The organism is Bradyrhizobium sp. 613_E4_N2_2 (genome assembly GCF_052075995.1).
Lineage (GTDB): Bacteria > Pseudomonadota > Alphaproteobacteria > Rhizobiales > Xanthobacteraceae > Bradyrhizobium > Bradyrhizobium barranii.
Genome location: NZ_CP197234.1, coordinates 787,806 through 810,957 on the forward strand (window position 1 = coordinate 787,806; position 23,152 = coordinate 810,957).

At 65.0% G+C, this 23,152-nt stretch carries 21 protein-coding genes and 1 pseudogene; 8 read left to right on the forward strand and 14 right to left on the reverse strand.

Features of this window, described 5'->3' with window-relative positions; genetic code table 11:
- The first annotated feature begins 74 nt into the window (after window positions 1–74).
- Window positions 75–938 (forward strand): hypothetical protein, encoded by an 864-nt coding sequence (locus AB7290_RS03705; RefSeq protein WP_244623292.1) that lies wholly within the window; start codon window positions 75–77, stop codon window positions 936–938.
- Between the two features lie 26 nt (window positions 939–964).
- Here the strand turns inward: AB7290_RS03705 and AB7290_RS03710 are convergent, their stop codons facing one another.
- Together AB7290_RS03710 and AB7290_RS03715 are read right to left on the reverse strand one after the other, a co-directional pair.
- A complete protein-coding gene (locus tag AB7290_RS03710) occupies window positions 965–1,753 on the reverse strand; it encodes a bestrophin-like domain (RefSeq protein WP_085402671.1) in 789 nt (262 codons plus the stop codon).
- Window positions 1,754–1,780: 27 nt separating this feature from the next.
- Window positions 1,781–1,942 (reverse strand): annotated as a pseudogene (locus AB7290_RS03715) (JAB domain-containing protein); the annotation flags it as partial.
- 825 nt (window positions 1,943–2,767) lie between these two features.
- Here AB7290_RS03715 and AB7290_RS03720 point away from each other — a divergent pair.
- Entirely contained in the window at window positions 2,768–3,013 is a 246-nt protein-coding gene (locus AB7290_RS03720; protein WP_135215889.1) for a hypothetical protein, read from the forward strand.
- Between the two features lie 376 nt (window positions 3,014–3,389).
- On the opposite strand, the gene AB7290_RS03725 is transcribed toward AB7290_RS03720, so the two are convergent.
- From AB7290_RS03725 to AB7290_RS03735, 3 genes are all read right to left on the reverse strand, one after another.
- Entirely contained in the window at window positions 3,390–6,314 is a 2,925-nt protein-coding gene (locus tag AB7290_RS03725; RefSeq protein ID WP_244623291.1) for an autotransporter family protein, read from the reverse strand.
- A 278-nt stretch (window positions 6,315–6,592) separates the two neighbouring features.
- On the reverse strand, window positions 6,593–7,306 hold the full coding sequence (gene radC / locus AB7290_RS03730) for a RadC family protein (protein WP_085402669.1): 714 nt from the start codon (window positions 7,304–7,306) through the stop codon (window positions 6,593–6,595).
- Between the two features lie 99 nt (window positions 7,307–7,405).
- On the reverse strand, window positions 7,406–7,792 hold the full coding sequence (locus AB7290_RS03735) for a VOC family protein (RefSeq protein ID WP_085402668.1): 387 nt from the start codon (window positions 7,790–7,792) through the stop codon (window positions 7,406–7,408).
- Between the two features lie 416 nt (window positions 7,793–8,208).
- Here AB7290_RS03735 and AB7290_RS03740 point away from each other — a divergent pair, with 416 nt between their 5' ends.
- The gene (locus tag AB7290_RS03740) at window positions 8,209–8,649 is read left to right on the forward strand and encodes an antibiotic biosynthesis monooxygenase family protein (protein ID WP_244623290.1); all 441 of its coding nucleotides are present in this window, start codon (window positions 8,209–8,211) and stop codon (window positions 8,647–8,649) included.
- A 50-nt stretch (window positions 8,650–8,699) separates the two neighbouring features.
- On the opposite strand, the gene AB7290_RS03745 is transcribed toward AB7290_RS03740, so the two are convergent.
- A complete protein-coding gene (locus tag AB7290_RS03745) occupies window positions 8,700–9,638 on the reverse strand; it encodes a DMT family transporter (protein WP_085402666.1) in 939 nt (312 codons plus the stop codon).
- A gap of 133 nt (window positions 9,639–9,771) precedes the next feature.
- On the opposite strand from AB7290_RS03745, the gene AB7290_RS03750 reads away from it, so the two are divergent.
- The 3 genes from AB7290_RS03750 to AB7290_RS03760 all read left to right on the forward strand — a co-directional run bounded on the left by AB7290_RS03750 (window position 9,772) and on the right by AB7290_RS03760 (window position 11,810).
- Window positions 9,772–10,368 carry a bifunctional transcriptional activator/DNA repair enzyme AdaA gene (locus AB7290_RS03750; protein ID WP_085402665.1) on the forward strand — a complete coding sequence of 199 codons (597 nt, stop codon included), beginning with the start codon at window positions 9,772–9,774 and terminating at the stop codon, window positions 10,366–10,368.
- 103 nt (window positions 10,369–10,471) lie between these two features.
- Window positions 10,472–11,038: a TetR/AcrR family transcriptional regulator gene (locus AB7290_RS03755; protein ID WP_085402664.1), complete on the forward strand. Its 567-nt coding sequence runs from the start codon at window positions 10,472–10,474 to the stop codon at window positions 11,036–11,038.
- A 49-nt stretch (window positions 11,039–11,087) separates the two neighbouring features.
- A complete protein-coding gene (locus tag AB7290_RS03760) occupies window positions 11,088–11,810 on the forward strand; it encodes a 3-oxoacyl-ACP reductase family protein (protein WP_094184218.1) in 723 nt (240 codons plus the stop codon).
- Between the two features lie 72 nt (window positions 11,811–11,882).
- Here AB7290_RS03760 and map read toward each other — a convergent pair whose 3' ends face one another.
- On the reverse strand, window positions 11,883–12,701 hold the full coding sequence (map, locus tag AB7290_RS03765) for a type I methionyl aminopeptidase (RefSeq protein WP_063980716.1): 819 nt from the start codon (window positions 12,699–12,701) through the stop codon (window positions 11,883–11,885).
- Between the two features lie 107 nt (window positions 12,702–12,808).
- Entirely contained in the window at window positions 12,809–14,125 is a 1,317-nt protein-coding gene (locus tag AB7290_RS03770) for a mechanosensitive ion channel family protein (RefSeq protein WP_085402663.1), read from the reverse strand.
- Window positions 14,126–14,335: 210 nt separating this feature from the next.
- On the opposite strand from AB7290_RS03770, the gene AB7290_RS03775 reads away from it, so the two are divergent.
- Complete coding sequence (locus AB7290_RS03775; RefSeq protein ID WP_085402662.1) at window positions 14,336–16,129, forward strand: potassium/proton antiporter; 1,794 nt, start codon at window positions 14,336–14,338, stop codon at window positions 16,127–16,129.
- Window positions 16,130–16,305: 176 nt separating this feature from the next.
- Here the strand turns inward: AB7290_RS03775 and modC are convergent, their stop codons facing one another.
- The 6 genes from modC to AB7290_RS03805 form a co-directional block, all read right to left on the reverse strand.
- On the reverse strand, window positions 16,306–16,968 hold the full coding sequence (gene modC / locus AB7290_RS03780) for a molybdenum ABC transporter ATP-binding protein (protein WP_085402661.1): 663 nt from the start codon (window positions 16,966–16,968) through the stop codon (window positions 16,306–16,308).
- 2 nt (window positions 16,969–16,970) lie between these two features.
- Window positions 16,971–17,666, reverse strand: a complete 696-nt coding sequence (modB, locus tag AB7290_RS03785) for a molybdate ABC transporter permease subunit (protein WP_028148288.1) — start codon at window positions 17,664–17,666, stop codon at window positions 16,971–16,973.
- 13 nt (window positions 17,667–17,679) lie between these two features.
- Complete coding sequence (modA, locus tag AB7290_RS03790) at window positions 17,680–18,465, reverse strand: molybdate ABC transporter substrate-binding protein (protein ID WP_085402660.1); 786 nt, start codon at window positions 18,463–18,465, stop codon at window positions 17,680–17,682.
- A 182-nt stretch (window positions 18,466–18,647) separates the two neighbouring features.
- Window positions 18,648–19,151 carry a hypothetical protein gene (locus AB7290_RS03795; RefSeq protein WP_085402659.1) on the reverse strand — a complete coding sequence of 168 codons (504 nt, stop codon included), beginning with the start codon at window positions 19,149–19,151 and terminating at the stop codon, window positions 18,648–18,650.
- Between the two features lie 342 nt (window positions 19,152–19,493).
- Window positions 19,494–20,438, reverse strand: coding sequence for a penicillin-insensitive murein endopeptidase (gene mepA / locus AB7290_RS03800; RefSeq protein ID WP_085402658.1), 945 nt, complete (start codon window positions 20,436–20,438; stop codon window positions 19,494–19,496).
- A 361-nt stretch (window positions 20,439–20,799) separates the two neighbouring features.
- Window positions 20,800–21,078: a hypothetical protein gene (locus AB7290_RS03805; RefSeq protein WP_441253356.1), complete on the reverse strand. Its 279-nt coding sequence runs from the start codon at window positions 21,076–21,078 to the stop codon at window positions 20,800–20,802.
- On the opposite strand from AB7290_RS03805, the gene AB7290_RS03810 reads away from it, so the two are divergent.
- The gene (locus AB7290_RS03810) at window positions 20,989–23,073 is read left to right on the forward strand and encodes a putative bifunctional diguanylate cyclase/phosphodiesterase (protein WP_441254510.1); all 2,085 of its coding nucleotides are present in this window, start codon (window positions 20,989–20,991) and stop codon (window positions 23,071–23,073) included. The two genes, AB7290_RS03805 and AB7290_RS03810, sit on opposite strands and share 90 nt — an antisense overlap.
- Window positions 23,074–23,152: the final 79 nt, after the last annotated feature.

A 23,152-nucleotide genomic window follows, 5' to 3' on the forward strand; every position in this document is an offset into this window, starting at 1 on the left:
GGCGCCCGGCAGTAGATTGGACGCGGAGGGGTGAGTATCGGCCGGCGAGCCGCTCTCCCGAGCTGGTGGTTCGCATGAGCATCCGATCTCGCATATGCCGGTGGCTGATCGCCGCGATCGTGGCCGGCGATCTCGTCGGAGCCGGGGCTGCCCGGGCGCAACAGATTCCAGCCGACGAACCCGCGTTTACGGCTTTCGTGGCCGAGCGTATCCGCGCCGAGATTCGTGACACCCCGGTCGTGATCAAGGGACCGCTGACGCTGTCGGTCGGTCCACTGCAAACCAACATCGACCGCATCTACGCCTTCTGCAAGGCCAATACGGGCGGCTGCGCCAGGGAGATCGGCGCCTATGTCAGCGGCGTCAAGGCAACGGCGAGCAGCCGGAACGATCCGCCGACCCGAGCAGCCCTTCGCGTGGTCGTGCGCTCGGCTGACTACATGCGGCAGGCGCTTCGGGAGGTCGATGCGCGCGGCCCGGCGCAGACGCGGCCCCTGGCAGAGGGGCTGGTGATCGTCCCGGTGCTGGACTCGCCGCGGGCGGTCAAGGTGTTCAACGACAAGGATCGTGCCGCGCTCGGCTTGACGCAGGACCAGGTCTTCGACATCGCCATCGCCAATCTGCGCAGCAGCGTGAAGCCGCTCACGACCGTTGCAAAAGCGGTCCCATCAGGACAGTTTGGCACGCTGACGGGGGACTATTATCAGACCAGCCGGCTCGCGCTGATCGACAGCTGGGCGCCGCTCGCGCAGGCCCAGGGCGGTGTCCTGATCGTCGCGGCGCCGTCGGCCGATCTCGTGCTCTATGCAAGCGAAGACGGCAGTGCCGCGATCGACGCGCTGCGGACGCTGGCCCGGAACATGATGGCGCGCGCCCCGAAGCCGCTGTCCGGCACGCTGCTGCGCTGGACGCCGAAGGGATGGCAACTCGTCCGGTGAGATGCCCTCTCGGGCGGCCGCTCTGCTCAACTCTTGCCGGGGTCTGCCGGCATGATCTGGAGCAGCGGCTCCGGCTGGATCGAGATCTGGCCGGCGAACGGCCGGTCATGCGCGGCGATGAGCAGCACGGAGGTGGCGACGCCGGTGGCGAACAGGCCCATCGCGATTGCCGATCCCAGCCGGTTGTCGCAATGAACGAGGCCGATCACCAGCAGCGCGCAGGCCGCCTGGAGGTACAGGCACCACCATTTGACCGGGTTCACTGCGGCGAGGCTGACGATGATCCGCTGCCGCCGCGCGTCCAGCGCCTGCTCCAGCGCGGCGATGAGCTCGCGCTGCACATTCGCCTGCCCGGGGCCTTGCGGCGTCATGGCAACGACGAACTGCAGGGCTTCGGCGAGCGCCGGCGGTGTGACCTTCAGCGACACCTCCTGATGCGCCATCATCGGCCATTCCACCGCGACGGCCTGCCCGACATAGTCGCGCACCAGGCCGCGCAGCTTCGTCTCCTGCTCCGCCGGCAGGCCGGCGGCCAGCAGCACGGCGCTGCGCAGCGCACTGGCCTCGCGGCTCACCGCAGCGCTGGCGCGGTCGCTGTCGCCCCAGACCTGCGCGGCGATGAAGGCGACGAACAGGCCGAAGATGATGCCGAGCACCGGCAGCATGCCCGGCGAGATCGCCTTCAGCGACTTCGCGCGCTCCTCCGTTGCGACCAGCGCGATGCCTGCGAAGATGGCCGCGGCGAGCAGGTACGTGAATCCAAAGATCACCAGCGCCATTGCAGGCACCGGCAGATTGTGCAGCCAGTCGCTCATTGTGTCCTTGTCATCTGATTTGAGGCTCTAGATCAACCGCATCCCGCGCAGCCTGGCATGCCTGCTCTTGCCGACGATGATGTGGTCGTGCACGGCGATGCCGAGCGGCTTTGCGATGTCGATGATGGCCTTGGTCATCTGGATGTCGGCCTGTGACGGCGAGGGATCGCCTGAGGGGTGATTGTGGATGAATCTATCGCTTCACGTAATGCGTTGAACACACAATAGATTTTTTAGGTTGGGTAGTAGCAGGGGACTGTAAGCAGTGATCGTTCGTGATGATCACGTTAACACGTGGAAGCGCCTTTATAAGCCATTTCACTCACTAGGGACCATCAGCGGACTTCAGCTCTCACCTCAGTGGCGGACATTCTGCTTCGGCGTCGTGAGGTCCGAGACGGGCCAGAAGCGGAAGTCGCCGTAAACAGATCAGCGCAAGTGATGCTTCAGTCCGACGCGCACGATGCAGCCCGGAATTGTCGTCATTTGAGCTGCGCGCAACAATTAGCACGGCGCGGCTGCGGCTTTATCCGGTGGCAGTATGGCCGCGCGCGCCTCGTCGAGATGCAGAAACAGCTATGTCTGATCCAGACGAACAGCGCTGAAATCCCGGAAGCGGATAGCAACGTCAGCAGTTCTGACGGAGCTAGTGATCGGGTTAGTGGCTTAGGCGACTGGCAGCACCAAGACCGCCGTCCGAGGCCAAGCTGAACGGTCTCAGAGAGCCGCTCCAAAGAGAGCCCCGACCGTAACAGCCGGGGCTCCAGGCCAGATCCGCGCGGCCGGGAGAGCAAGCCGCGCAATTTCGGAGTATGCCTGAGTCCATGCTGCCTCCTGTGATGGAAGTGCGGCGGTCCACAGGAAAGGCTGCTCAAAGCAATCCGCTCGCCACGAACATGCAACGAGTGGCCGCCACCGCGTAACAAGTGAGGTGAACTCCAGAACGCCACTGCCGCGCCACCAAATCGCCTAACGACTCAACGACGCATGTTGCATCGGGCCGGGGCGATGCGCATGGGTGGTGTAGTGATGCGCAATTGGTCCAATGTTTATGTGACTGCGTCCGTGAGCGGGCTGATGGTCACGATGCTTTTGCTTGGCGCGATCCTCGCTCGAAATGTCGGACTGGCGGAGAAGAAAGGCGACCGGGTCATCGCTGTGTCAGCGCACAGCGAGGCCCGCACCCAGACGACTTCTGAGAACGGTGGCGGAGCCACGGTAGATTTTGGTGTCGCGGACCTTAGAGGGTCGCTGCCGTAAGGAAGTGATCATCGGCCCGCCCTGCCGAGCTCGCTGAGAGACCTTCCGGCTGGCCAGTCATCTTGCCTAAAGCGCGATGAGATTGGGATGAATCGTCATCGCGCTTTAGGTTGTTGTTTGAGCATGATCTCCGCGCAAACGCGCTCCGCGTTTGTCGCGAGGGAAAACCGCTGCGCACTTTTCCGGATCATGCTTTAGCCGAGGCGATCGGCGCGTTGTAGGCTGCCAATCCGGGGCATTGGTGACCAAGCGAAGACGGCCGCATGGAAGCGGCCAAACAGGGCCGCATCCGGACATGCACATAGTGTATACGGCAGGCCGCGGAATGCGGGCCTCGCTGCGCGTAGAGATCGCAAGCAGCTTGATGAAACCCTATTCACCAGCTGTAGCGTATGCCCGCGGTGCCTTTGGCGCCTTGCGGGCCCGCGTTGACCGTGCTGCCGACCTCGAATTGATAACCGAATTGAGCATAGACGCTGTAGCTCTTGTCGAGCTTGCCGGTGAAGCCGACGAAAGTTTCGACCGTCTGCATCTTCTGCAGCAGCAGCACTTGATCGATGCCAAAAGTGGTGTCCGCTCCCGCGCCCCAGCTGCGCCAGTAATTGACGCCTGCATAAGGCTGCCAGAGCATCCCGTTGCTGCTCGTGGTATTCCACTGCCCGCGCAGGCCGAGCCGTCCGATCGGACCCGACGTCGTGCCCAGCCCGACCGGGCCCAGGCCGTCATTGGCTTCGTCGAACGAGACCCGTTGCCAGATGATCTGGGCCTGCGGCTCGAGCACGAAGCCTGGGCCAAGCGGCATCGGGATTGGATAGCCCGTCTCCAGCGAAGCAACGAAGCCGGCGCCCGTGAGCGGCAATTGCGTGAATTGCGTCGTCGCGTTGCCGCGATAGAGCGTCCCCTGCAGGATCGCGTCGAGGTACCAGCCGGTCGGACCGTAGTGTGTCCAGTAGCCGCCGGCCGAGTAAGCCTGGATGTCGTTGGTCCCGGTGTGGGTGAGCATGTAGCCAGTGGCCGCCGGGTTTGTGACCAGCCCGGTCACGTCGGCCCGCGCCTGGGTATAGGCGAAGTAAAGTCCAGCAGAGTCGCGGTGACCGGGGATGGTGCTGCCGCGCCAGAGATCGATTCCGCCTTGGAAGCCCGCCAGCCAGCCATCGGTGCGCGGGTCGGCGAAGGCCTGGTAGTGGCCGTTGATCTGCTGACCGAAAACGCGCGCCCAGTCTGACCGGCCCCAGCCATTGGGGTCGGCACCCGCATTCAACAATGTCATTGTGTCGCCGACTCGCTGGTTGAGCGTACCAAGCGTGGCGAGGCCGATTTGCCGGGCCATAGGTTGAACGGACCCGTAGGTTGCAAGTCCAGGCCCGATGATTGGGTAGGAGCCGGGCGGCAGGCCGTCCGGCGGCGGATCGGGCGGCAGGATCGGCGGCGGGACAATCGGCGGGTCCGGGGGTGTCGGCCCCGAATCGAAAGTCGAGCGCAGGAACCAATCCTGGGGCGCATTGCCGTTAATGCCGCCGCGAAACAGGAAGTAATCATAAGCGCCGCCGCGCACCTCGCCGGCGAGCGAGAAAGCGCCGGGCGCCGTGGTGGCGTTGTTGACGGTCTGCACCAAAAGGATGCCGTTCGCAACGGTCTGATCGCCGGGACCGGTCGTGTTCAATACTCTGAGAGCTGTCGAGCCCGTCGCTGCGCCGCCGTTGATGACTAACCTGTCGGATGGCGAAGTGTCGTTGCCGAGAAAAGTATTGAGCGTGATCGAGCCGCCTGCGCCCCCATAGTTATTCGCAATCAGCGTCTTGTAGCTCGACAGTTGTGTGGGGTCCGCGGTCGGCGGGGTGAAGATGATCTCACTGCTGTTGTTGGTCAGGTTGGTTGCGTTCGAATTGCCCGTCATCGTCCAGACGGTATTCTGCGCAAGGGTGACTGTGCTGATGCCGCCGGCCGCCGTCGTGATCACCCCTCGCAAGGTCGATGCCTGTGCGTTGAACGTCGTGCTGGCTCCAGACACCGTTTCGAGCAGGGTGTTGTTATTTGTTACTGCGACGGCATTACTAAGACTGATGTTGGCCGCGGCGCCCTGCACCGAGAAGGAGGCGGCGCTGGCCACGATGGTGGCGTTGCTGTACTGCAACGTGTTTCCGCTACCGTTGAACAGAAAGCCGAAGCCGCCATTTCCTGACGCGGTCGCGTCGGTTCCGGTCATAGTTACGTTGCCGCCGTTCTGCAGCAGCCCGCCCGCGCCGTTGACGACGGACACCGAGCCACCACTCGTCGTAACGGTGCCGCCAGTCGTCGCATTCACTCCAGCGTTTCCACCGCCTCCCGTCACGCTGACGACCACATCGTTTGCGGTAACCAGGCTGTTCGCCCCCGTCGCCCGAAGTCCTATCTCCCCGCCGCCAATGCCCGGAACGGTAACGGAGCCGCGCGTCAACGTTACCTGGCCCCCGGACACGGCGTTCACACCGACATCACCACCGCCATTACCTACCGACAAGCTCAGATCGGTCGCCGTGATCGAACTGTTGGCCCCTGTTGCCGATAGGCCGGTATTCCCGCCGCCTCCGGCGAACGTGATGCTGCTGCCGCTCGCGAGCTGGATACTCCCCCCGTTCTGCGCCGTAGCCGCGGTCATGCCGCCCGAAACACCCATGTTCACGGAAAGACCATTGGCGATGATTTGGCTTGTCGCACCGTCGGCGGTCATCAACTTGCCGAAGCCACCGGCGAGATTGATCGACGAGCCAGGTGTGAATTGAATCAGACCTCCCGCCGTGGCCTGCACTACCCCGCCCACCCCGACCGCGGCGCCGCCGTTCCAATTCACGGTCGTGCTATTCGCGATGATCGTGCCGGTGGTGGCGATCATGGCCGCGCCGCCGCCGCCAGAATTCGCCAGGGTGATCGCATTAATGATGATCGTGCCGCCGGTGTTCGCAATCAGGCCAGTGCTGGCGGCGGTTACATTTGCGTTTGCGGTGACCGTGGCGTTGGTGGTGGCCTGGATTCCTGTTCCACCACCATTGGCCGACACCGTGCCATTGGTCGTCACGTTTGCGCCGTTCAACGCGCTGACCGCGATGTTGAAACCGGTGCTCACCGGATTATTGGCTACGCAGGTTCCGCCGTTCTGAAGGATGCCGCCGTTGACGGGATCAGTTGTACATTGAGCGCGGGCCGCTTGCGGTGCGGCGATGATAATCACGCAAGGCAGAACAACGGAAAGCACCCGTGCTCGCAGAGGGTGCCGACGCGGCGCCTGACCGGCAAGTAATCGCAAAGGCTTGCGCAGTTCCATTTTGTTGCGCCCGATCACACGCGATCGCGAAAGGCAACGAGCACCAGAATTGTTGTGCGAAGACGCCGCATCTGTGGCGATCGCGGCAGCAATCCATTATCCCGACCGCTGTCGCTTACGAGTCACGCATGGGACAACAATGCTGATCCAACGGATCTACGCCGTGCTCTCTGGACAACCTCGAGTTGCCAGCGGGACTGATGACTGCTCTGGGGCAATCGCGTCGTTTTGCGAGGTTCGCGGTAAGGTCCGCTTTAGCCCCCAAGAGGGGACGTCGTTTAGATCAGCTTCAGTCCCTTCAGACTGGCGTGACCTTGTTTGCCGACGATGATGTGGTCGTGCACGGCGATGCCGAGCGGCTTGGCGATGTCGATGATGGCCTTGGTCATCTGGATGTCGGCCTGTGACGGCGAGGGATCGCCGCTGGGGTGGTTGTGCACCAGGATCAGCGCGGTCGCCGACAGCTCCAGCGCGCGCTTGATCACCTCGCGCGGATAGACCGGGGTGTGGTCGACGGTGCCGGTTTGCTGCACCTCGTCGGCGATGAGCTGGTTGCGCTTGTCGAGGAAGAGCAGGCGGAATTGCTCCTTGTCGGCAAAGGCCATGCTGGAGCGGCAATAATCGATTACTTCGTTCCAGGACGACAGCGCGTTGCGGCTGTTGACCTCGCCCTTGGCGACGCGATGGGTCGCCGCCGCGATCAGCTTGAGCTGGTGGATCGCGGCTTCGCCGATGCCGTCGACCTCGCGCAGGCGTGCCACCGGCGCGTGCACGACCTCGGCGAACGAGCCAAAGGTCTTGATCAGCATTTTCGCCAGCGGTTTGGTGTCGCGCCGCGGCAGCGCCGGAAACAGCGCCATCTCCAGCAGCTCGTAGTCGCTGAGCGCATCCGCGCCGGCGCTGTAGAAGCGCTCGCGCAGCCGCTCGCGATGGCCGTGATAGTGCGGCGCGTCCTCGGGCTTGCTCTTGTCGTGGTCGGTCTTGGCGGGCATCAGGCATAACCATGCCGTACGGCGCGTGTTTTGCAACCGGGAAGTGTCCGGCCCCGGCGGCTCGCTCATTGGCACGACCGCCGGCGCCTCGTCGTCCGCCTACGGCGAAAGCCCTCCCGGCGGGGTGCAGACCTCGACCAGGACATTGCCCGGCGCGGTGACATAGAAGTGCGGGACGCGGACGCCGCCGCCACGGTCCATGGAGGCGATCCTGCTCGGGTTGAGGCCCGCGGCCTTTAGCTCGGCGTGCTTGGCTTCCACCTCGGCGGCCTCGTCGTAGTAGAAGCCGATATGGAAATTGGCGGGATATTCGGCCGGCTCGCCTGTCTTGCCGCGCATCACGGTCAGGATGAAATCCTCCTTGTTGCGCAGGACGACGAGGGCTTCGCCGCGCGAGGCATAGGGTGCAAAGCGGAAGAAGCGCTGGAAGAAGGCGGCAAGCGCGGTGACGTCCGAGGTCACGAGGTTGAGATGTTGCAGTCGCATAGGTGCTCTCCGGTCAGGTGAAGGAACGGACGGAACGAGATTCCACACTGAGCGGCGGCCGAGTTGACACGATGACATGACCCGCCGAGCAGCGTGACGATCGCGTCACTCTGTCCGGCCGTGGGTCCTACCGTGGAGACGGTGGCAGAATTCCTGGCAAGTCAGGAACAGGCCGGGCTTACCAATCCGGCCATGCCTTTTTCGGCGCGCTCCGGGTAGCAGAGTTCGCGCGCATCGGCAACGCCGGGAGCCGGTCAGGATGTTGCCGGCCCGGATTCCCGGCGCCGCCTATGCTCGGGGCGATTGAGCCGTCGGAAAAAATTTCACACCAGCTGTCTTCGTTCTCCTGCCTCGTTCGTCTCAGCGCTGTTGGCCGGTCGAGTGGCCAGCCGATCTTCCGCAACAGGAGAATATCAATGTCCCGGACCAGACCTGAGCCGTCGCGCCGTGCCTTCGTTGCCACCGGCCTCGGAGCGGGCGTCTTGCTCGTCGCGCAAGCGGCGCCGTCCCACAGCCAGAACAGGAGTTCGAAAATGGAAGCGACCATTCGCACCGGTAGCGACGTCACGACCCTCGTCAACGTCTTCACGGTCGAGCCGGACAACCAGCAAAAGCTGGTTCAGTTGCTGAAGGAGGGCACCGAGACCTTCTTCAGCAAGCAGCCCGGGTTCATCTCGTCCAGCGTCCACGCCAGCAAGGAGGGCCGGCGCGCGATCAACTACTCGCAATGGGCAAGCGCGGGGGACATCGAGAATTTTCGCCGGGATCCGCGATTTGCGCCGTACATCCAGAGCCTTGCGGCGCTGTCGAAGGCCGAGACGATCCTGTGCGAGGTCGTCGAGGTCAATCACGCCTGATCGGTAACGGCGGTTCGGGGGCGGTCCAAGAGACCGCCCCGCTGACGCTCTCACTGTTCGAGACCACGCTGCCGCGCCGGCAGGGGCATCGTGATGGCGATGACCCCGGCGAGAATGAGCGTCATGCCTGCAAGGGCCGACCAGGTGAAGCGTTCGCCAAGCCATGCCGTGCCGAGCGCCACCGCGAAGCCGGCGCGCAGATAGCTGCCGCTGGTCGTGCCGAGTGGGCCGAGCGTGCGGATCAGGCGGAAATAGATCACCATCGCGAGCGCCGTGCAGATCACCGCGAGGCTGACGACGGCCGCGACCGCGTGCGAAGTCGGTGCCAGCGTCCAGGGTCGCTCGAGGACGAGTGCGGCAGGGACCATGAGGATCGCGGCACAGCTCATGGCGCCGGCCGCCGTGACGGTGGCGGGAAAGCCGGAGAACCGCTGCCCCCATATCGGTGCGAGCGCGTAGCAGAGGCTTGCGCCGAGCACGGCGGCCTGCGCCAGCGGGGCCGTCGTGCCCAAGGCGGACAGCGCATCGATGCCGATCGTCACCGCGACGCCCGCAAGACCGAGCGCGACGCCGATGATCTTCCGGCTGCTGATCGCCTGTCGCCCGCGTCCGGTCATCATCGCGATCGCGAGCACGAACATCGGCGGGGTCGCATTGAGCACGCCGGCGAGACCGCTTGCGATATGCAGCTCGCCCCAGCTGATCAGGGTAAACGGCAGCGCGCTCTGTAGCAGCCCCTGCGCGAAGAAAGCCGCCCACACCGGTCCCCGGGCGGGAAGAGCGTGCCCCTGAGCGCGAGCGATCGCGATCAGGAGAATGGCCGCGATCGTCACGCGCGCGGCGACCATCGTGAACGGCGGGATCGTCGGGATTGCGACCTTGATCAGCGTGAACGAGCTGCCCCAGATTAATGAGAGGAGGAGCAGGAGCCCGATCTCGAACGTGAGCGTGGTTTGTCCTGACGTCGTTTGTTGGGCCTGCGTGTGCATTGCGAATCTGCTCCGGGATGGACCGGGACCATGATCCGGCGTGGTGGCGCAGGCTGGCTGGATTCGGACCTCATCGCCCGATCGAGTCCGATTCCAGCTACTCGGCGGGCTGCGATGAAACTATTCTTCCGCCATGGCAACAGGCTCGGCACATCGGCAAACGCTGCCGCCGCATCTCGACTGGGACACCTGCGATCGGGCGCGGCTGGCGCGGGCACGCGCGTTCGACGGGCTGTTCTTCTCCGGCGTTCGCTCGACGAGGATCTACTGCCGGCCGGTCTGCCCGGTTCGCCCGGCGCGCTCCGAGAACGTCACCTTTTATGCGACCGCCGCTGCCGCCGAGCGCGCCGGCTTTCGCCCGTGCCTGCGCTGCCGGCCGGAAACCGCGCCGGGATCGCCGGCCTGGATGGGAACGGCCACCACCGTCGCGCGCGGGATGCGCCTGATCAATGACGGATTCCTGGATCGCGCGTCGATGATGGACCTTGCGGAAGTCCTGGGAGTCGGGCCGCGCCATCTGCTCCGCCTGTTCATGCGCCACGCCGGTGCGAGCCCGAGCGAGATCGCCGCGACCCGCCGTGTGCAGGAAGCCAAGCGTCTGATCGACCAGACCAGCATGACATTGTCGGAGATCGCCTTCGCCGCCGGTTTCGGCAGCGTTCGCAGATTCAACGATGCATTTGTCGCGACCTACAAGCGGCCGCCGTCGTCATTCCGGCGCCGCCACTAGGCCGCCGAGCCAGGCATCACCCGATCTGCTTCCCGCCATGTCGCGGGCAATGCCGCTGCATTTGATAATTGACTATTCGTTCCAGAATAACTATTGTCGTATCATGGCAAGGACCAAGGAATTCGATCAGGACGAGGCGCTCGATGCCGCGATCGGTGCGTTTCGCGAGCACGGTTTCGAGGGAACCTCTACGCCGATGCTTGTTGACGCCATGGGGATCGGCCGCCAGAGCATCTACGATACGTTTGGCGACAAATGGCAACTCTATTGCGCCGCGGTGCGCCGCTACGCGGCCAGCGAGGTCGAAGCCCATCTTGCCGCGCTGCGGGCGCCGCCGCGCGCGATTGACGGCCTCAGGGCGATGATCGACCGCGTCGTTCGCGACGCGAACGAGGCTTGCCTGGGCATCGGCTCGATCAGCGAGTTCGGCCGCTCGCGGGATGACCTCACCAGCATCCATGCGGCGTCAGGCCGCGCGCTCCAGGGCGCTGTTTCGAAACGCTTGCGCGAAGCGCAGGCCGACGGCGACGTGGCGCGGGATCTCGACGCCGACGACGCAGCCGAGTTTCTGCTGGCGAATGTTGCCGGTATTCGAATCGCCGCGCGCGGTGGCGCCAGGCCGCGCCAATTACGGGCGCTCGGCGCAATCGCATTGCGCGCCCTCGGGTAATTTTTTTTTGTCAAATCTGGAACGATCGTTCAAAAAGAGGAGAGAGAAAATGAGCAGCAAAGTCGCGTTGGTGTTTGGTGGAGCGCGCGGCATTGGCGCCGCGATCGCGGTCCGTCTCGCACGGGACGGGTTCGATATCGCGCTAACCTACGTGTCGCGACCGGACAGTGCCGCCGAAATCGTGGCCGCGATCGAGAACGCTGGCCGCAAGGCCATCGCGATCAAGGCCGATAGCGCCGATCCCGCCGCGATTCGCGCGGCCGTCGCCGAGACCGTGAGCCGGCTTGGGGTGCTTGATGCGGTCGTCGTCAACGCGGGCATTCTCCGCCTCGGTCCCGTCGAGCAGTTCAGCCTGGAAGACCTCGACCTCATTCTCGATGTGAATATCCGCGGCGTCTTTCTGGCCATCCAGGCGGCAGCCGGGCAGATGCGTGACGGCGGCCGCATCATCACGATCGGGAGCAACACGGCGATCCGGACAGGGACGCCGGGAGGCAGCGTCTATGCCATGACGAAGGCCGCCGTTGCCTCCTTGGTCCGCGGCGTTGCGCTCGACCTGGCGCCTCGCCGGATCACGGTCAACAACGTCCAGCCGGGCCCGACCGAGACCGACATGACGGCCACGATGGTGTCGCGGCTGAAAGAGATCGTTCCGTTGAAGCGCGTCGGTGAGCCCGGCGAGATCGCCGCGCTGGTGTCATATGTGGCGGGCCCGGAATCCGGCTATATGACCGGCGCCAGCCTCACCATCGATGGTGGCTACGTGCTGTAAGAGGTCCGCCTCTGACGACGGATCGTCGCCGGCGAACAGGATGGCAGGATCGCATCGCGGTCCTGCCGGGCATCACCCGATCTGCGTCTCGCCGTGCCGCTTCGACAGCGTGAAGATCTCGACGCCTGTCGCGGTCACGCCGACGGAGTGCTCGAACTGCGCCGACAGCGAGCGGTCGCGGGTCACCGCGGTCCAGCCGTCGGAGAGGATCTTCACGTGCGGCTTGCCGAGATTGATCATCGGCTCGATGGTGAAGAACATGCCGGGCTTGAGCTGAACGCCTTCGCCGGGCCGGCCGATATGGATGATGTTCGGCTCGTCGTGGAACATGCGCCCCAGGCCATGGCCGCAGAAATCGCGCACCACGCTCATGCCTTGCGGCTCGACGAAGCTCTGGATGGCGTGGCCGATGTCGCCGGTGGTGGCGCCCGGCTTGACCGCGGCGATGCCGCGCATCATCGCCTCATACGTCACCTCGATCAGCCGCTCGGCCTTGCGGGCGATCGGGCCGACCGCATACATCCGGCTGGAATCGCCGTACCAGCCGTCGACGATGAAGGTGACGTCGATGTTGACGATGTCGCCTTCCTTCAACGGACGGTCACCGGGCATGCCGTGGCAGACCACGTGGTTGAGCGAGGTGCAGGTCGAGTAGCGGTAGCCGCGATACATCAGCGTCGCCGGATAGGCGCCGTGGCTGAAAGCGAAGTCGCGGACGAACTGGTCGATGCGCTCGGTCGGCACGCCGGGCCCGACGATATCGGTGAGCTCGTCGAGGCACTTCGCCACCAGCGCGCCCGCCTTGTGCATGCCGGCGAAGGCGCTCGGCCCGTGCAGCTTGATCTGTCCGGTCTTGCGCAGGGAGGTATCGGAGGCTTCGACGTAGCTCATGCGGGGCTGGTCTCGATGTCGGCGGAAGGGCTTGATTTCAGGGCCATAATCTAATGATCACGGGCCCTCATGCAAGTCAGGTGTGGCTCTTGCGCCCGAAACAGGGCCTAATTCGGGACTTCTACGGTGGTTTCCACCGGCAGGGCGCCGCCCCGGACGCGAATCTCGCGGACGGGATAGGGAACCCGGATGCCCTCGCGCTTGAAGGCCTCCCATAGCGCCAGCATCACGTCACTCTTGACGCCATCCATGCCGTCGGGGTCCGCGATCCAGAAGGTCAGCGAGAACTTCATCCCGGCTTCCGCGAACTCGGTCAGGATGCTGTTCGGCGGCTTGCCCTTCTGCGCGCGGGGATGGGCGGCCGCGGTCTCCGCGGCGAGCTTGCAAACCAGCCGCGGGTCGGCGTCGTAATTGGTGCCGAAGGCGATCTTCACCAGCGTGTTCTTGTCGGTATAGGTCCAGTTGACGACCTTCTGCGTCACCAGGTCCTCGTTCGGCACCAGGAATTCGCGGCCATCGCCGGCGGCGACGGAAATATAGCGCGTCTTCATCGCGCTGATGCGCCCGGTATTGTCGCCGATGGTGACGAGGTCGCCCGGCTTCACCGACTTGTCCGCAAGCAGGATGATGCCCGAGATGAAGTTGGCGACGATCTTCTGTAGGCCGATACCGATGCCGACGCCGACCGCGCCGGAGAACACCGCGAGCGCCGAGAGATCGATACCGACCGCGCCGAGCGCGATGACGATTGCGATGGCCAGCAGCCCGATCCGGATGATCTTGACCAGCAGCACCTGCACCGACGGGGTCAGATCGGTGGTCGAGTTGATCCGGCTCTCGGCGAAATTGCTGGCGATGTTGGTGGCCCAGAGCGCGATGAGCAGGAGCGCGCCGGCCTTGATCACCAGCAGCGGCGTCAGCCGCAGGCCGCCGAGCACGATCGCAAAGGAATCGAGCAGCTCGACCGTCGTGTCGAGCTGTCCGATGATGGACAGCGCCGCGACGAACCACGCCGAGATAGACACCAGCTTGACGATGAAGGCGTTGCGCAGCACCGAGGTCACGAGCCGGATCGCAAGCCAGGCCAGTCCCAGCTTGGCGGCGACCATCAGGAGATAGCTGCGGCTCGGCCAGGTCGCGTGATACATCACCACGCGGGAGAGGATCACCATCAGGGTGAACACCGCCGTCGAGGCGCTCGAGACCATCACCCGGGCGAAGTGCCGGAGCGGCAGCGGCCAGTGTATCGCCAGCGTTGTCATGTCGATGCGGTTGCGAACCCCGGCTTCCGCGGCATAGGCGATGCCGGCCGCGGCCAGGATCAGGCCGAATTGCAGGTAGAACCAGGGCGAGGAGATTTCCGCCCCGACGCTGCGCGCGGTGGTCTGCACGAACTCCATGAAGTCTTTGAGGTCCATGTCCATCGGTCTCGTCGGCAAGCAGGCGGGAGGATTTGATTCGAGGGCGGCGCAGAATTCCACAAAGGGCGCCGCCGGGCCATCGATACACCGCTAAGTGAAGCGCGTTAAGGCCGCAAAATACGGGCAGATTGCCGCGAGCGGGAGAAAATGGGTTGGCGTGGGAGTCTGCCGACGATAAGGATGCAATTCCAGCGATTTGTACCCGGAAGGTGGATGGCTTCCCTCGACTCTGTCAGCCTCGCCATATTGCTCGGCGCCGTCCTCGTCATGGCCGGTATCCTGTCGAGCCTGCTTGCTCTGCGCTTCGGCGCGCCCCTGCTGCTCGTCTTCCTTGCCATCGGCATGCTCGCAGGCGATTCCGGCCCCGGGCAGCTTCAGTTCGACGATGTCCGCACCACCTATCTGGTCGGCTCGGTGGCGCTCGCCCTGATCCTGTTCGACGGCGGCCTGAAGACGCGCTTTGCCAGCATCCGCACCGTGCTCGCGCCCTCCGTTGTGCTCGCGACCGTCGGGGTGCTTCTGACCGCGCTGATCACGGCGCCGTTCGCCAAATACGCGCTCGACCTCAACTGGACGGAAGCGCTGCTGGTCGGTGCCGTCGTGGCCTCGACCGACGCGGCTGCGGTGTTCCTGCTGGTGCACACCCAGGGCCTGCGCCTGCGTCCGCGCGTCGGCGCGACGCTGGAGGCCGAATCCGGCACCAACGATCCCTTCGCGATCTTCCTCACCTTGATGCTGGTCGAATACATCTCGCTGGGATCGAGCTCGGCGGGCCATGTGGCGATGGAGTTCATCCAGGAGGCGGTGCTGGGCGCCGTCGTCGGCTTCCTCGGGGGTCGTCTCGTCGTCGTCGCGCTCAACCGGGTTGCGCTGCCGCAGGGCCTGCATGCGCCGTTTGTCACGACCGCGGCGCTCGTGATCTTCGGCGGCTCGCAGATCATGCACGCCTCCGGATTCCTCGCGGTCTATCTCGCCGGCATCATCATCGGCAACCGCCCGACCCGCGCGCATAATTCCGTGGTGGCATTCCTGGATGCCGCGACGTGGCTGGCGCAGATCGTGATGTTCGTGCTGCTGGGCCTGCTGGTTTCGCCGAGCCGGCTCGGCACCAGCGTGTTGCCGGCGGTCGGGGTTGCGTTCGTCCTGATGCTGGTCGCGCGGCCGATCGCGGTGTTCGTGTGCCTGGCGCCGTTCCGCTTCAACTGGCGCGAAAAGATCTTCATCGCCTGGACCGGCCTGCGCGGTGCCGTCGCGATCTTCCTGGCGTCGATCCCGATGCTGGTCGGCCTGTCGAAGGCCTATCTTTATTTCGACGTCGCCTTCGTCGTCGTCATCATCTCACTGCTGCTGCAAGGCTGGACGCTTGCGCCCGCGGCGCGCAAGCTGCACGTGGCGCTGCCGCGCGCCGAGCGTGGTCCACGCCGCGTCGAGCTGGATCTGCCCGGCCAGCTCGAGCAGCAACTTGTCGGCTATCCGGTGCGGCCCAAGAGCCTGTATTTCCGCCGCGGTCTGATCCCGTCCTGGTCCAAGCCGACGCTGGTCATCCGCAATGAGAACATCTTGACCCCGACGGAAGCCGAGCCGATCGCGCCCGGCGACTACATCTATCTGCTGGCCCCGCCGGAAAAGGCCGAGTCGCTCGACCGCTTCTTCGTCGACATGCAGCCGAGCTCGGCGCCGGATCCGCATCTGCTCGGCGACTTCATGGTCTCCGGCGAGCACACGCTGGCCGAGCTTGCCGAGATCTACGGCGTGAAGGTCGGCGAGGATGACGGCAAGCTGACCCTCGCCGACTATTTCGACGTCCATCTCGACCGCGCGCCGAAGGAGGGCGCCGAGCTGCCGCTGGACGAGATCGTGCTGGTCGCGCGCAGCATCTCCGGCGGCCGCGTCAACCTCGTCGGCCTGCGTCTGCCGGAGGACGAGGAAACGCCCGCGCCGCTGACGCGCCGGCAGGCGCTGCAGCGCAAGCTCGCGGATTTGTGGACGTCGGTGGCGGGGGTTTAGCGCTCACCATTGCTTGCGCGCCGCCGCCACAACCTCGCTGTCATCGCCCGGCTTGACCGGGCGATCCAGTAATCCGAGACGATTGTGATTGAACCGAGAAGCCGCGGCGTACTGGATGCCCCGCCTTCATGACAGCGATGGTGGGGCGAGGTGTCTCGGCAAGCCGTCAGCGCCCCTCACGTCAACACCTTCACCCCGCCGAACGACGTCACGCGGCCCTGCTTCAGCATCACGATCTGCGTCGCGAGCTGGCGCAGCTCGGCGACGTCGTGGCTGACATAGACCATGGGGACATTGGCCTCGTCGCGCAGCCGCACCAGATAGGGCAGGATCTCCAGCTTGCGGCCCTCGTCGAGCGCGCCGAGCGGTTCGTCGAGCAGCAGCAGGCGCGGCCTCGACAGCAGCGCGCGCCCGAGCGCGACGCGCTGGCGTTCGCCGCCGGAGAGCTTTCCTGGACGGCGATCAAGGAGCGCGCCGATGTCGAGCAGCTCGATGATGCGCTTGTGCTGGGCAGGATCGGGCGTGAGGCCGTTCATCCGCCTTCCATAGTCGAGATTCTGCGCGACGTTGAGATGCGGAAACAGCCGCGCGTCCTGGAATACATAGCCGATGCGGCGGCGATAGGTCGGCACATGGATGCCGGCCGCGGTGTCGTCGACGGTCTCGCCGTCGATCACGATGGTGCCGCGGTCGGGCCGCAGCAGGCCTGCGATCATGTTGACCAGCGAGCTCTTGCCGGCGCCCGACGCGCCGAACAGGCCGATGACGCGACCTTCGCTGGTGAAGGTTGCGGAGAGCGAGAATTCGCCGAGTTGTTTTTCGATGTCGACGCGCAGCATGGTCAGTTCCCGTGCAAGCGCTGTGTGGCGCGGCGGGCGAACCATTCGGCGGCGATCAGCGCGCCGAGCGCGAGCACGATCGAGATGATCACGAGTCGTCCCGCGGCCGCGTCGCCATCGGGCGTCTGGATTAGCGAGTAGATCGCCGAGGAAATCGTCTGGGTTTCGCCGGGAATGTTGGAGACGAAGGTGATGGTCGCGCCGAACTCGCCGATCGCCTTGGCAAAGCCCAGCACCATGCCGGCTAGCACGCCGGGCAGCGCCAGAGGTAGCGTCACCGTGAAGAACACTTTCCAGGGCGCCGCTCCCAGCGTCTCAGCCGCCTGCTCGAGTCGGCGGTCGATCGCCTCGATCGACAGCCGCATCGGGCGCACCAGCAGCGGAAACGACATCAGGCCGCAGGCGAGCGCCGCCCCGGTCCAGCGAAACGCGAAGACGATACCGAGATAGTCGGCCAGAAATCCGCCGACGAGTCCCTTGCGACCAAAGGTGAGGAGCAGGAGATAGCCCGTAACGACAGGCGGCAGTACCAGCGGCAGATGCACGAGCGCATCGAGCACCGATTTGCCCCAGAAATCATGGCGGGCAAGCAGCCATGCCAGCGCAATGCCGAACGGCGTTGCGACCAGCGTGGCGATGACGGCGACCCTGAGCGAGAGCAGGATCGCCGTCCATTCGGCGGGAGAGATCTCGAGCATCAAGTTGTAGATATCAAGTCGTCGGGCTGATCAGGAACTTGAAGCCGTATTTTTCCAGAATGGTCTTGGCAGCGGTCGAGCGCAGAAAGGCGAGATAGTCGTTGGTCTCGGGCTTCGCGGTGGTGGTCGCGGCAACCGGATAGATGATCGCGGGATGCGAATCCGCCGGGAAGGTGCCGACGACCTTCACGCCGGGCTCGACCTTGGCGTCGGTCGAATAGACGATGCCGAGATTGGCCTCACCACGCGCCACCAGCGTCAGCGCGGCGCGCACGCTCTCGGCCATGGCGAATTTCGGCTCCGCAGCCTGCCATGCGCCCAGCTTCTCCAGCGCCGCCTTGGCGTATTTGCCGACCGGCACGGACTTGACGTCGCCGGTCGCGATCTTGCCGTCGCCCGCGAGCTTGGCGAGGTCAAAGCCTTGCGCGATCGTGACGTTGTCGATCTTGGAGTCCTTCGGCGCGATCAGCACGATGCTGTTGCCGAGCAAATTGACGCGGGTCGGCTCGTTGATGGTCTTCTTCGAGATCGCGTAGTCCATCCAGTCGGTGTCGGCGGAGACGAACACGTCGGCCGGCGCGCCCTGCTCGATCTGCTTGGCAAGCACCGAGCTTGCGGCATAGCTGACGCTGAACTTGACGCCGGTCTTGGCGGTGTAGGCGGCGTCGATCTCGTCGAGCGCGTTCTTCATCGAGGCCGCGGCGAACACGGTGATGGTCTTGTCCTCGGCGGCGGCGGGCGAAAGGCTCGCGCCTGCGAGGAGGACGAAAGCGGTGAAAAGTCCGGCAATACGAATCATGGAGTGCGCTCCGTGCGAGTTCGCGCGCGCGAATGCACGCGCAAATCTGGCGTTGGGTGGGTTGGCGTGCGACGGGCGGAAAGCGCTGTTCCACGGGGCCTTGCGACGGCTTACGGCCGGCAGGGATATCGCAGCTGCGAAGATAGCAGGCCGGAGCCCGAGGTCAAAGGCGACCGTTTGGCCTATTGTGCCGGCAGGATCGCGATCGACAGCGAATTGTCCTTGGCGCCGCTGACCTGGAGCACGAAAGGCTGCGCCGACAGCTCGTATTTCATGGTCTTGCGGATGCCGTCGCAATCGGTCGCGCCGCTGAAGGCCACGGGCTTGAGGAAATGCCCGTCCTGGACCACGTCCACCCAGGCCCCGCTGGACAGGCTGACGGTGTAGAGCCCGGCCTTCGGCGCCTTGATGCTGGTGAAGCCCGCGAAGGTGCCGTCCTTCGGCGCCCTTTCGGGCGACGTCGGCAGCTTTGCGTCCGCGGGGGCCACCAGCCCCAGCGTGATGGCCGACGACGGCAAGGCCGCCTGCTCGCTCCCCGAGACGAGCTTGGCGCGGTCCGGCGCGGTGAGCGCGGCGCGCTCACGCTCGATCGGCCATTTGAACTTGTCGCAGCCGCTGGGCTCTTCGGCGGCCAGAGCGGAGGTCGCACTGAGCGAGAGCACGGCGAGGAAGGTGAGGACGCGCATGTCAAATCTCATCGTTGGCCACGCGAACGATGCGGGGCTTGCGGTCATTGCTGAAGGGCGGGATGCGCGTCCCGACAGGGCCGCTCGGCTTACGGCAAAGCGGCAAGGCGATCCTAGCGCATTTCAGAGGATGGGAGCCAGTAATGACTCTGTCATCCAGGACAAGCGCAGCGAAGCGGAGCGCAGATCCGGGATCCATAGTCCCAGGGAGGAATTTGACGAAGACTCGGAGTTACCGCTTCGCTCAACCACCGCCCCCTATGGTTATGGATCCCGGGCTCGCGCTTCAAGCGCCCCGGGACGACAGCGGTGGGCGAGGCGGCAGCTTGCCCAGCCAGCCGCCTATTGCTTCGCATCCACCGCGTGCAGCACCGCCTTGCAGGCCGCCGGCATCTGCGCCAGCGTCATCGGCGGCTTTGGCTTCGGCGGCTCCGGCGGAGGCTTCGGGTGCAGCACGGCGTCGCTGAACCAGTAGGCGAGGTCGGACGGCTTGCAGCCTTCGTCCTCGGATTGCGACGACTGGCCTTCGCATTCGCTCGAGCCCGCAGGGCAGCGCATGCGGATGTGGAAGTGATAGTCGTGGCCCCACCACGGCCGGATTTTCGACAGCCACGAGCGGTCGCCCTTGGCCTCCCGGCACAGCGCCTTCTTGATCGCGGGATTGACGAAGATGCGCTGTACTGCCGGCTCCTGCGCTGCGTCGCGCAGCACCAGCACATGAGCAGGCGTGAACACCTTGGGGTCGATGTCGAGCCGGTCCTGGCGCACCATCATCACCGCCGACATGTCCTCGCGCTCCTCGCGTGACAAACGACGGTCCGGCATCGGCGTCAGCCAGATGTCGGCATCCAGGCCAATTTGATGGCTGGCATGGCCTGACAGTGCCGGCCCGCCGCGCGGCTGGGCGATGTCGCCGACCAGAATGCCCGGCCATCCCGCGTCCTTGTGCGCTCTGGCCGCGAGCCGTTTGATCAGCGCGATCATGTCGGGATGACCGTAATTGCGGTTACGCGACAGCCGCATCACCTGCCAATTGTCGCCGTTGAGCGGCATTTGCATGGCGCCGCCGATACAGCCCTTGGTGTAGGAGCCGATGACATGAGCCGTTCCCTTCGACGGCAGCAGCTTTCGCGCGAACAGCTCCTTGGCGCCGATGCTGGGATCGTTTGGGTTGGCGAGCGGCGGTAGCGGTTTTGAGTTGACGCTGCCCTTGTCCTGGGCCAGCGCGGCGCCGACGGTCAGGAACGTCATGACAAGGAGGAGAGGGGCGAGGCGGCGGGGACTCATGCTGTCATCCTTATAACGCAACGCTGCGTCAGGGTTAAGAAACAGTCCTTCGGCCGAAATATTGTCCGAAAGTCGCAGTTCCCTACGCGCGGCCGGCCGATTTTTAACGACGCGATAACCCTCTCGTGCATTGACCAAAATTCGTGCGTGGGAGGCGTGCTCCCAGCCCTCTGTATGCATTCGCGCGCGATCTCGGAAATGATTCAAGGCAGCGCGCAATTTTGCGCCATCGCGTTCTCCGATGACGACGATGTGATGGGCTTGGCACGCCCGGCGGCGCTGTCGCGCCGCGCAAAGCGGCAATGAGGGCTGCTTTTCTGCGGCCACCAGACTGTGCGACCGACCGACAAGCCACCCAAGATTACTTTTTTTTCAGACACTTGCCCCAAAACTTGCTGCCACTGGGCGCGACTGGGACGCATAGAGTTGAGTTTGGGGTCTCGAAAAACAGCAAAGCGAAAGAGAGGCGTGCTCGCCCCGGGCTCGCCGACAGCCGCGCAAGCCGCGCTTCGCGCGCGCGCCTCAACCCGTTTCCGAACGCGACGAACTCCTGCGCCGCCGCGCCGAGGCGGAAGCCGCGATTGCCGAGGCCCGCAAATCCCATGAGCGCCTGCGCCAGGCCATCGACATCCTGCCGCAAGGCATCGTGTTTCTCGATGCCGAAGGCCGTTACGTGCTCTGGAACAGGAAATACGCCGAGATCTACAGCAAGACCGCCGATCTGTTCGAGGAAGGCGCGCGCCTCGAGGACACGCTGCGCATCGGCGTCGCGCGTGGCGACTATCCCGAGGCTGCCGGCCACGAGGACGAGTGGATCGCCGAGCGGCTGCAGAAACTCTATCAGCCCGGCGCGCGCCACGAGCAGATGCTCGCGGACGGCCGCGTCATCCTGATCGACGAGCGGCTGACCGACGACGGCGGCGTGGTCGGCCTGCGCGTCGACATCACCGAGTTGAAGCAGCGCGAGGCCTCGTTCCGCCTGCTGTTCGACGGCAATCCCGTCCCGATGATCGTCTGTGCGCTCGACGACGAGCGCATCCTCGGCGTCAACGATGCCGCGATTTCCCATTACGGCTATAGCCGCGCCGAGTTCGAGAAGCTGAAGATCCGCTCGTTGCAGGCTTTCGACAGCGAGCCGCCCTGGACCACCGATCGGTCCAGCGAGGAGCAGGCCGCGCGCACCTGGAAGCACGTCAAGGCCAACGGCGCGCTGATCGACCTTGCGATCTATTCGCGCGAATTGACCTATGCCGATCGGCCCGCGGTGCTGCTGGCGCTGATGGACATCACCGAGCGCAAGCGCGCCGAGGCGCGGCTCGCCTTCATGGCCCAGCATGACGGGCTGACTGGCTTGCCGAACCGCAACCTGCTGCGCCAGCAGGTGGACGAGATGCTGCTGCATATGCGGCGCAGCTCCGACAAGGTCGCGCTGCTGATGCTGGGGCTGGACAATTTCAAGGCGGTCAACGACACGCTGGGACACGCGGTCGGCGACAAGCTGCTGCGCGGCGTCGCCAAGCGGCTGCGCTCGACCTTGCGCGAGGAGGACGCGCTGGCGCGGCTGAACTCCGACGAGTTCGCGATCGTGCAGAGCGGGCTAACGCGTCCCGAGGATGCGGTGATGCTGGCCAAGCGCTTACTGGAAGCCATCGCCGATCCCTATCTGCTCGATGGCCATTCCGTGGTGATCGGCGCCTCCATCGGCATCGCGATGGCGCCCGGCGACGGCGATGATTCCGAAAAACTGCTCAAGAGCGCCGACATGGCACTGTCGCGCGCCAAAGCCGATGCCCGCGGCACCTTTGCGTTCTTCGAGGCCGCGCTCGACGCCAAGGCGCAGAGCCGCCGCAAGATCGAGGTTGAGCTGCGCGACGCGATCCAGAACGACGTGCTGCGCCCTTATTACCAGCCGCTGATCGACCTCTCGAGCGGCCGCATCACCGGCTTCGAGGCGCTGGTGCGCTGGCCGCATGCCGAGCGCGGCATGGTCTCGCCGGCCGAGTTCATTCCGGTCGCCGAGGAAACCGGGCTGATCAATCCGCTCGGCGGCCTGATGCTGCGCCGGGCGTGCCTGGATGCCGCGACCTGGCCGGACGATGTCCGCGTCGCCGTCAACCTGTCGCCGCTCCAGTTCCGCAGCGGCAATCTGCTCTCGGTGGTGACGGACGCGCTGAAACATTCCGGCCTGCCGGCGCGGCGGCTGGAGCTCGAGATCACCGAGACGTTGCTGCTCGAAAAGAGCGCGCAGGTGCTGGCGACGCTGCATGCGCTACGCGCGCTCGGCGTCCGCATCTCCATGGACGATTTCGGCACCGGCTATTCCAGCCTCAGCTATTTGCGCAGCTTCCCGTTCGACAAGATCAAGATCGACCAGTCCTTCGTGCGCGATCTCGGCGCCAACCGCGAGGCCCAGGCGATCATCCGCTCCATCGTCAGCCTCGGCAAAGGCCTTGGCGTCACCATCACCGCCGAGGGCGTCGAGACCGAAGCCGAACTGAGCTGCCTGCGTGCCGAGGGCTGCGACGAGGGCCAGGGCTTTCTGTTCAGCAAGGCCCGGCCCAACGCCGAGATCATCAGCCTGCTCGCCGCCCAGCGCGGCATCGATGGTGACGAGAAGGCTGCGATGGTGGCGTGAGGTGCGCTGCCCCTTACCTCGCCCCGCTTGCGGGGAGAGATCGGAATGCGCGCGTAGCGCGGATTCCGGGTGAGTGGGT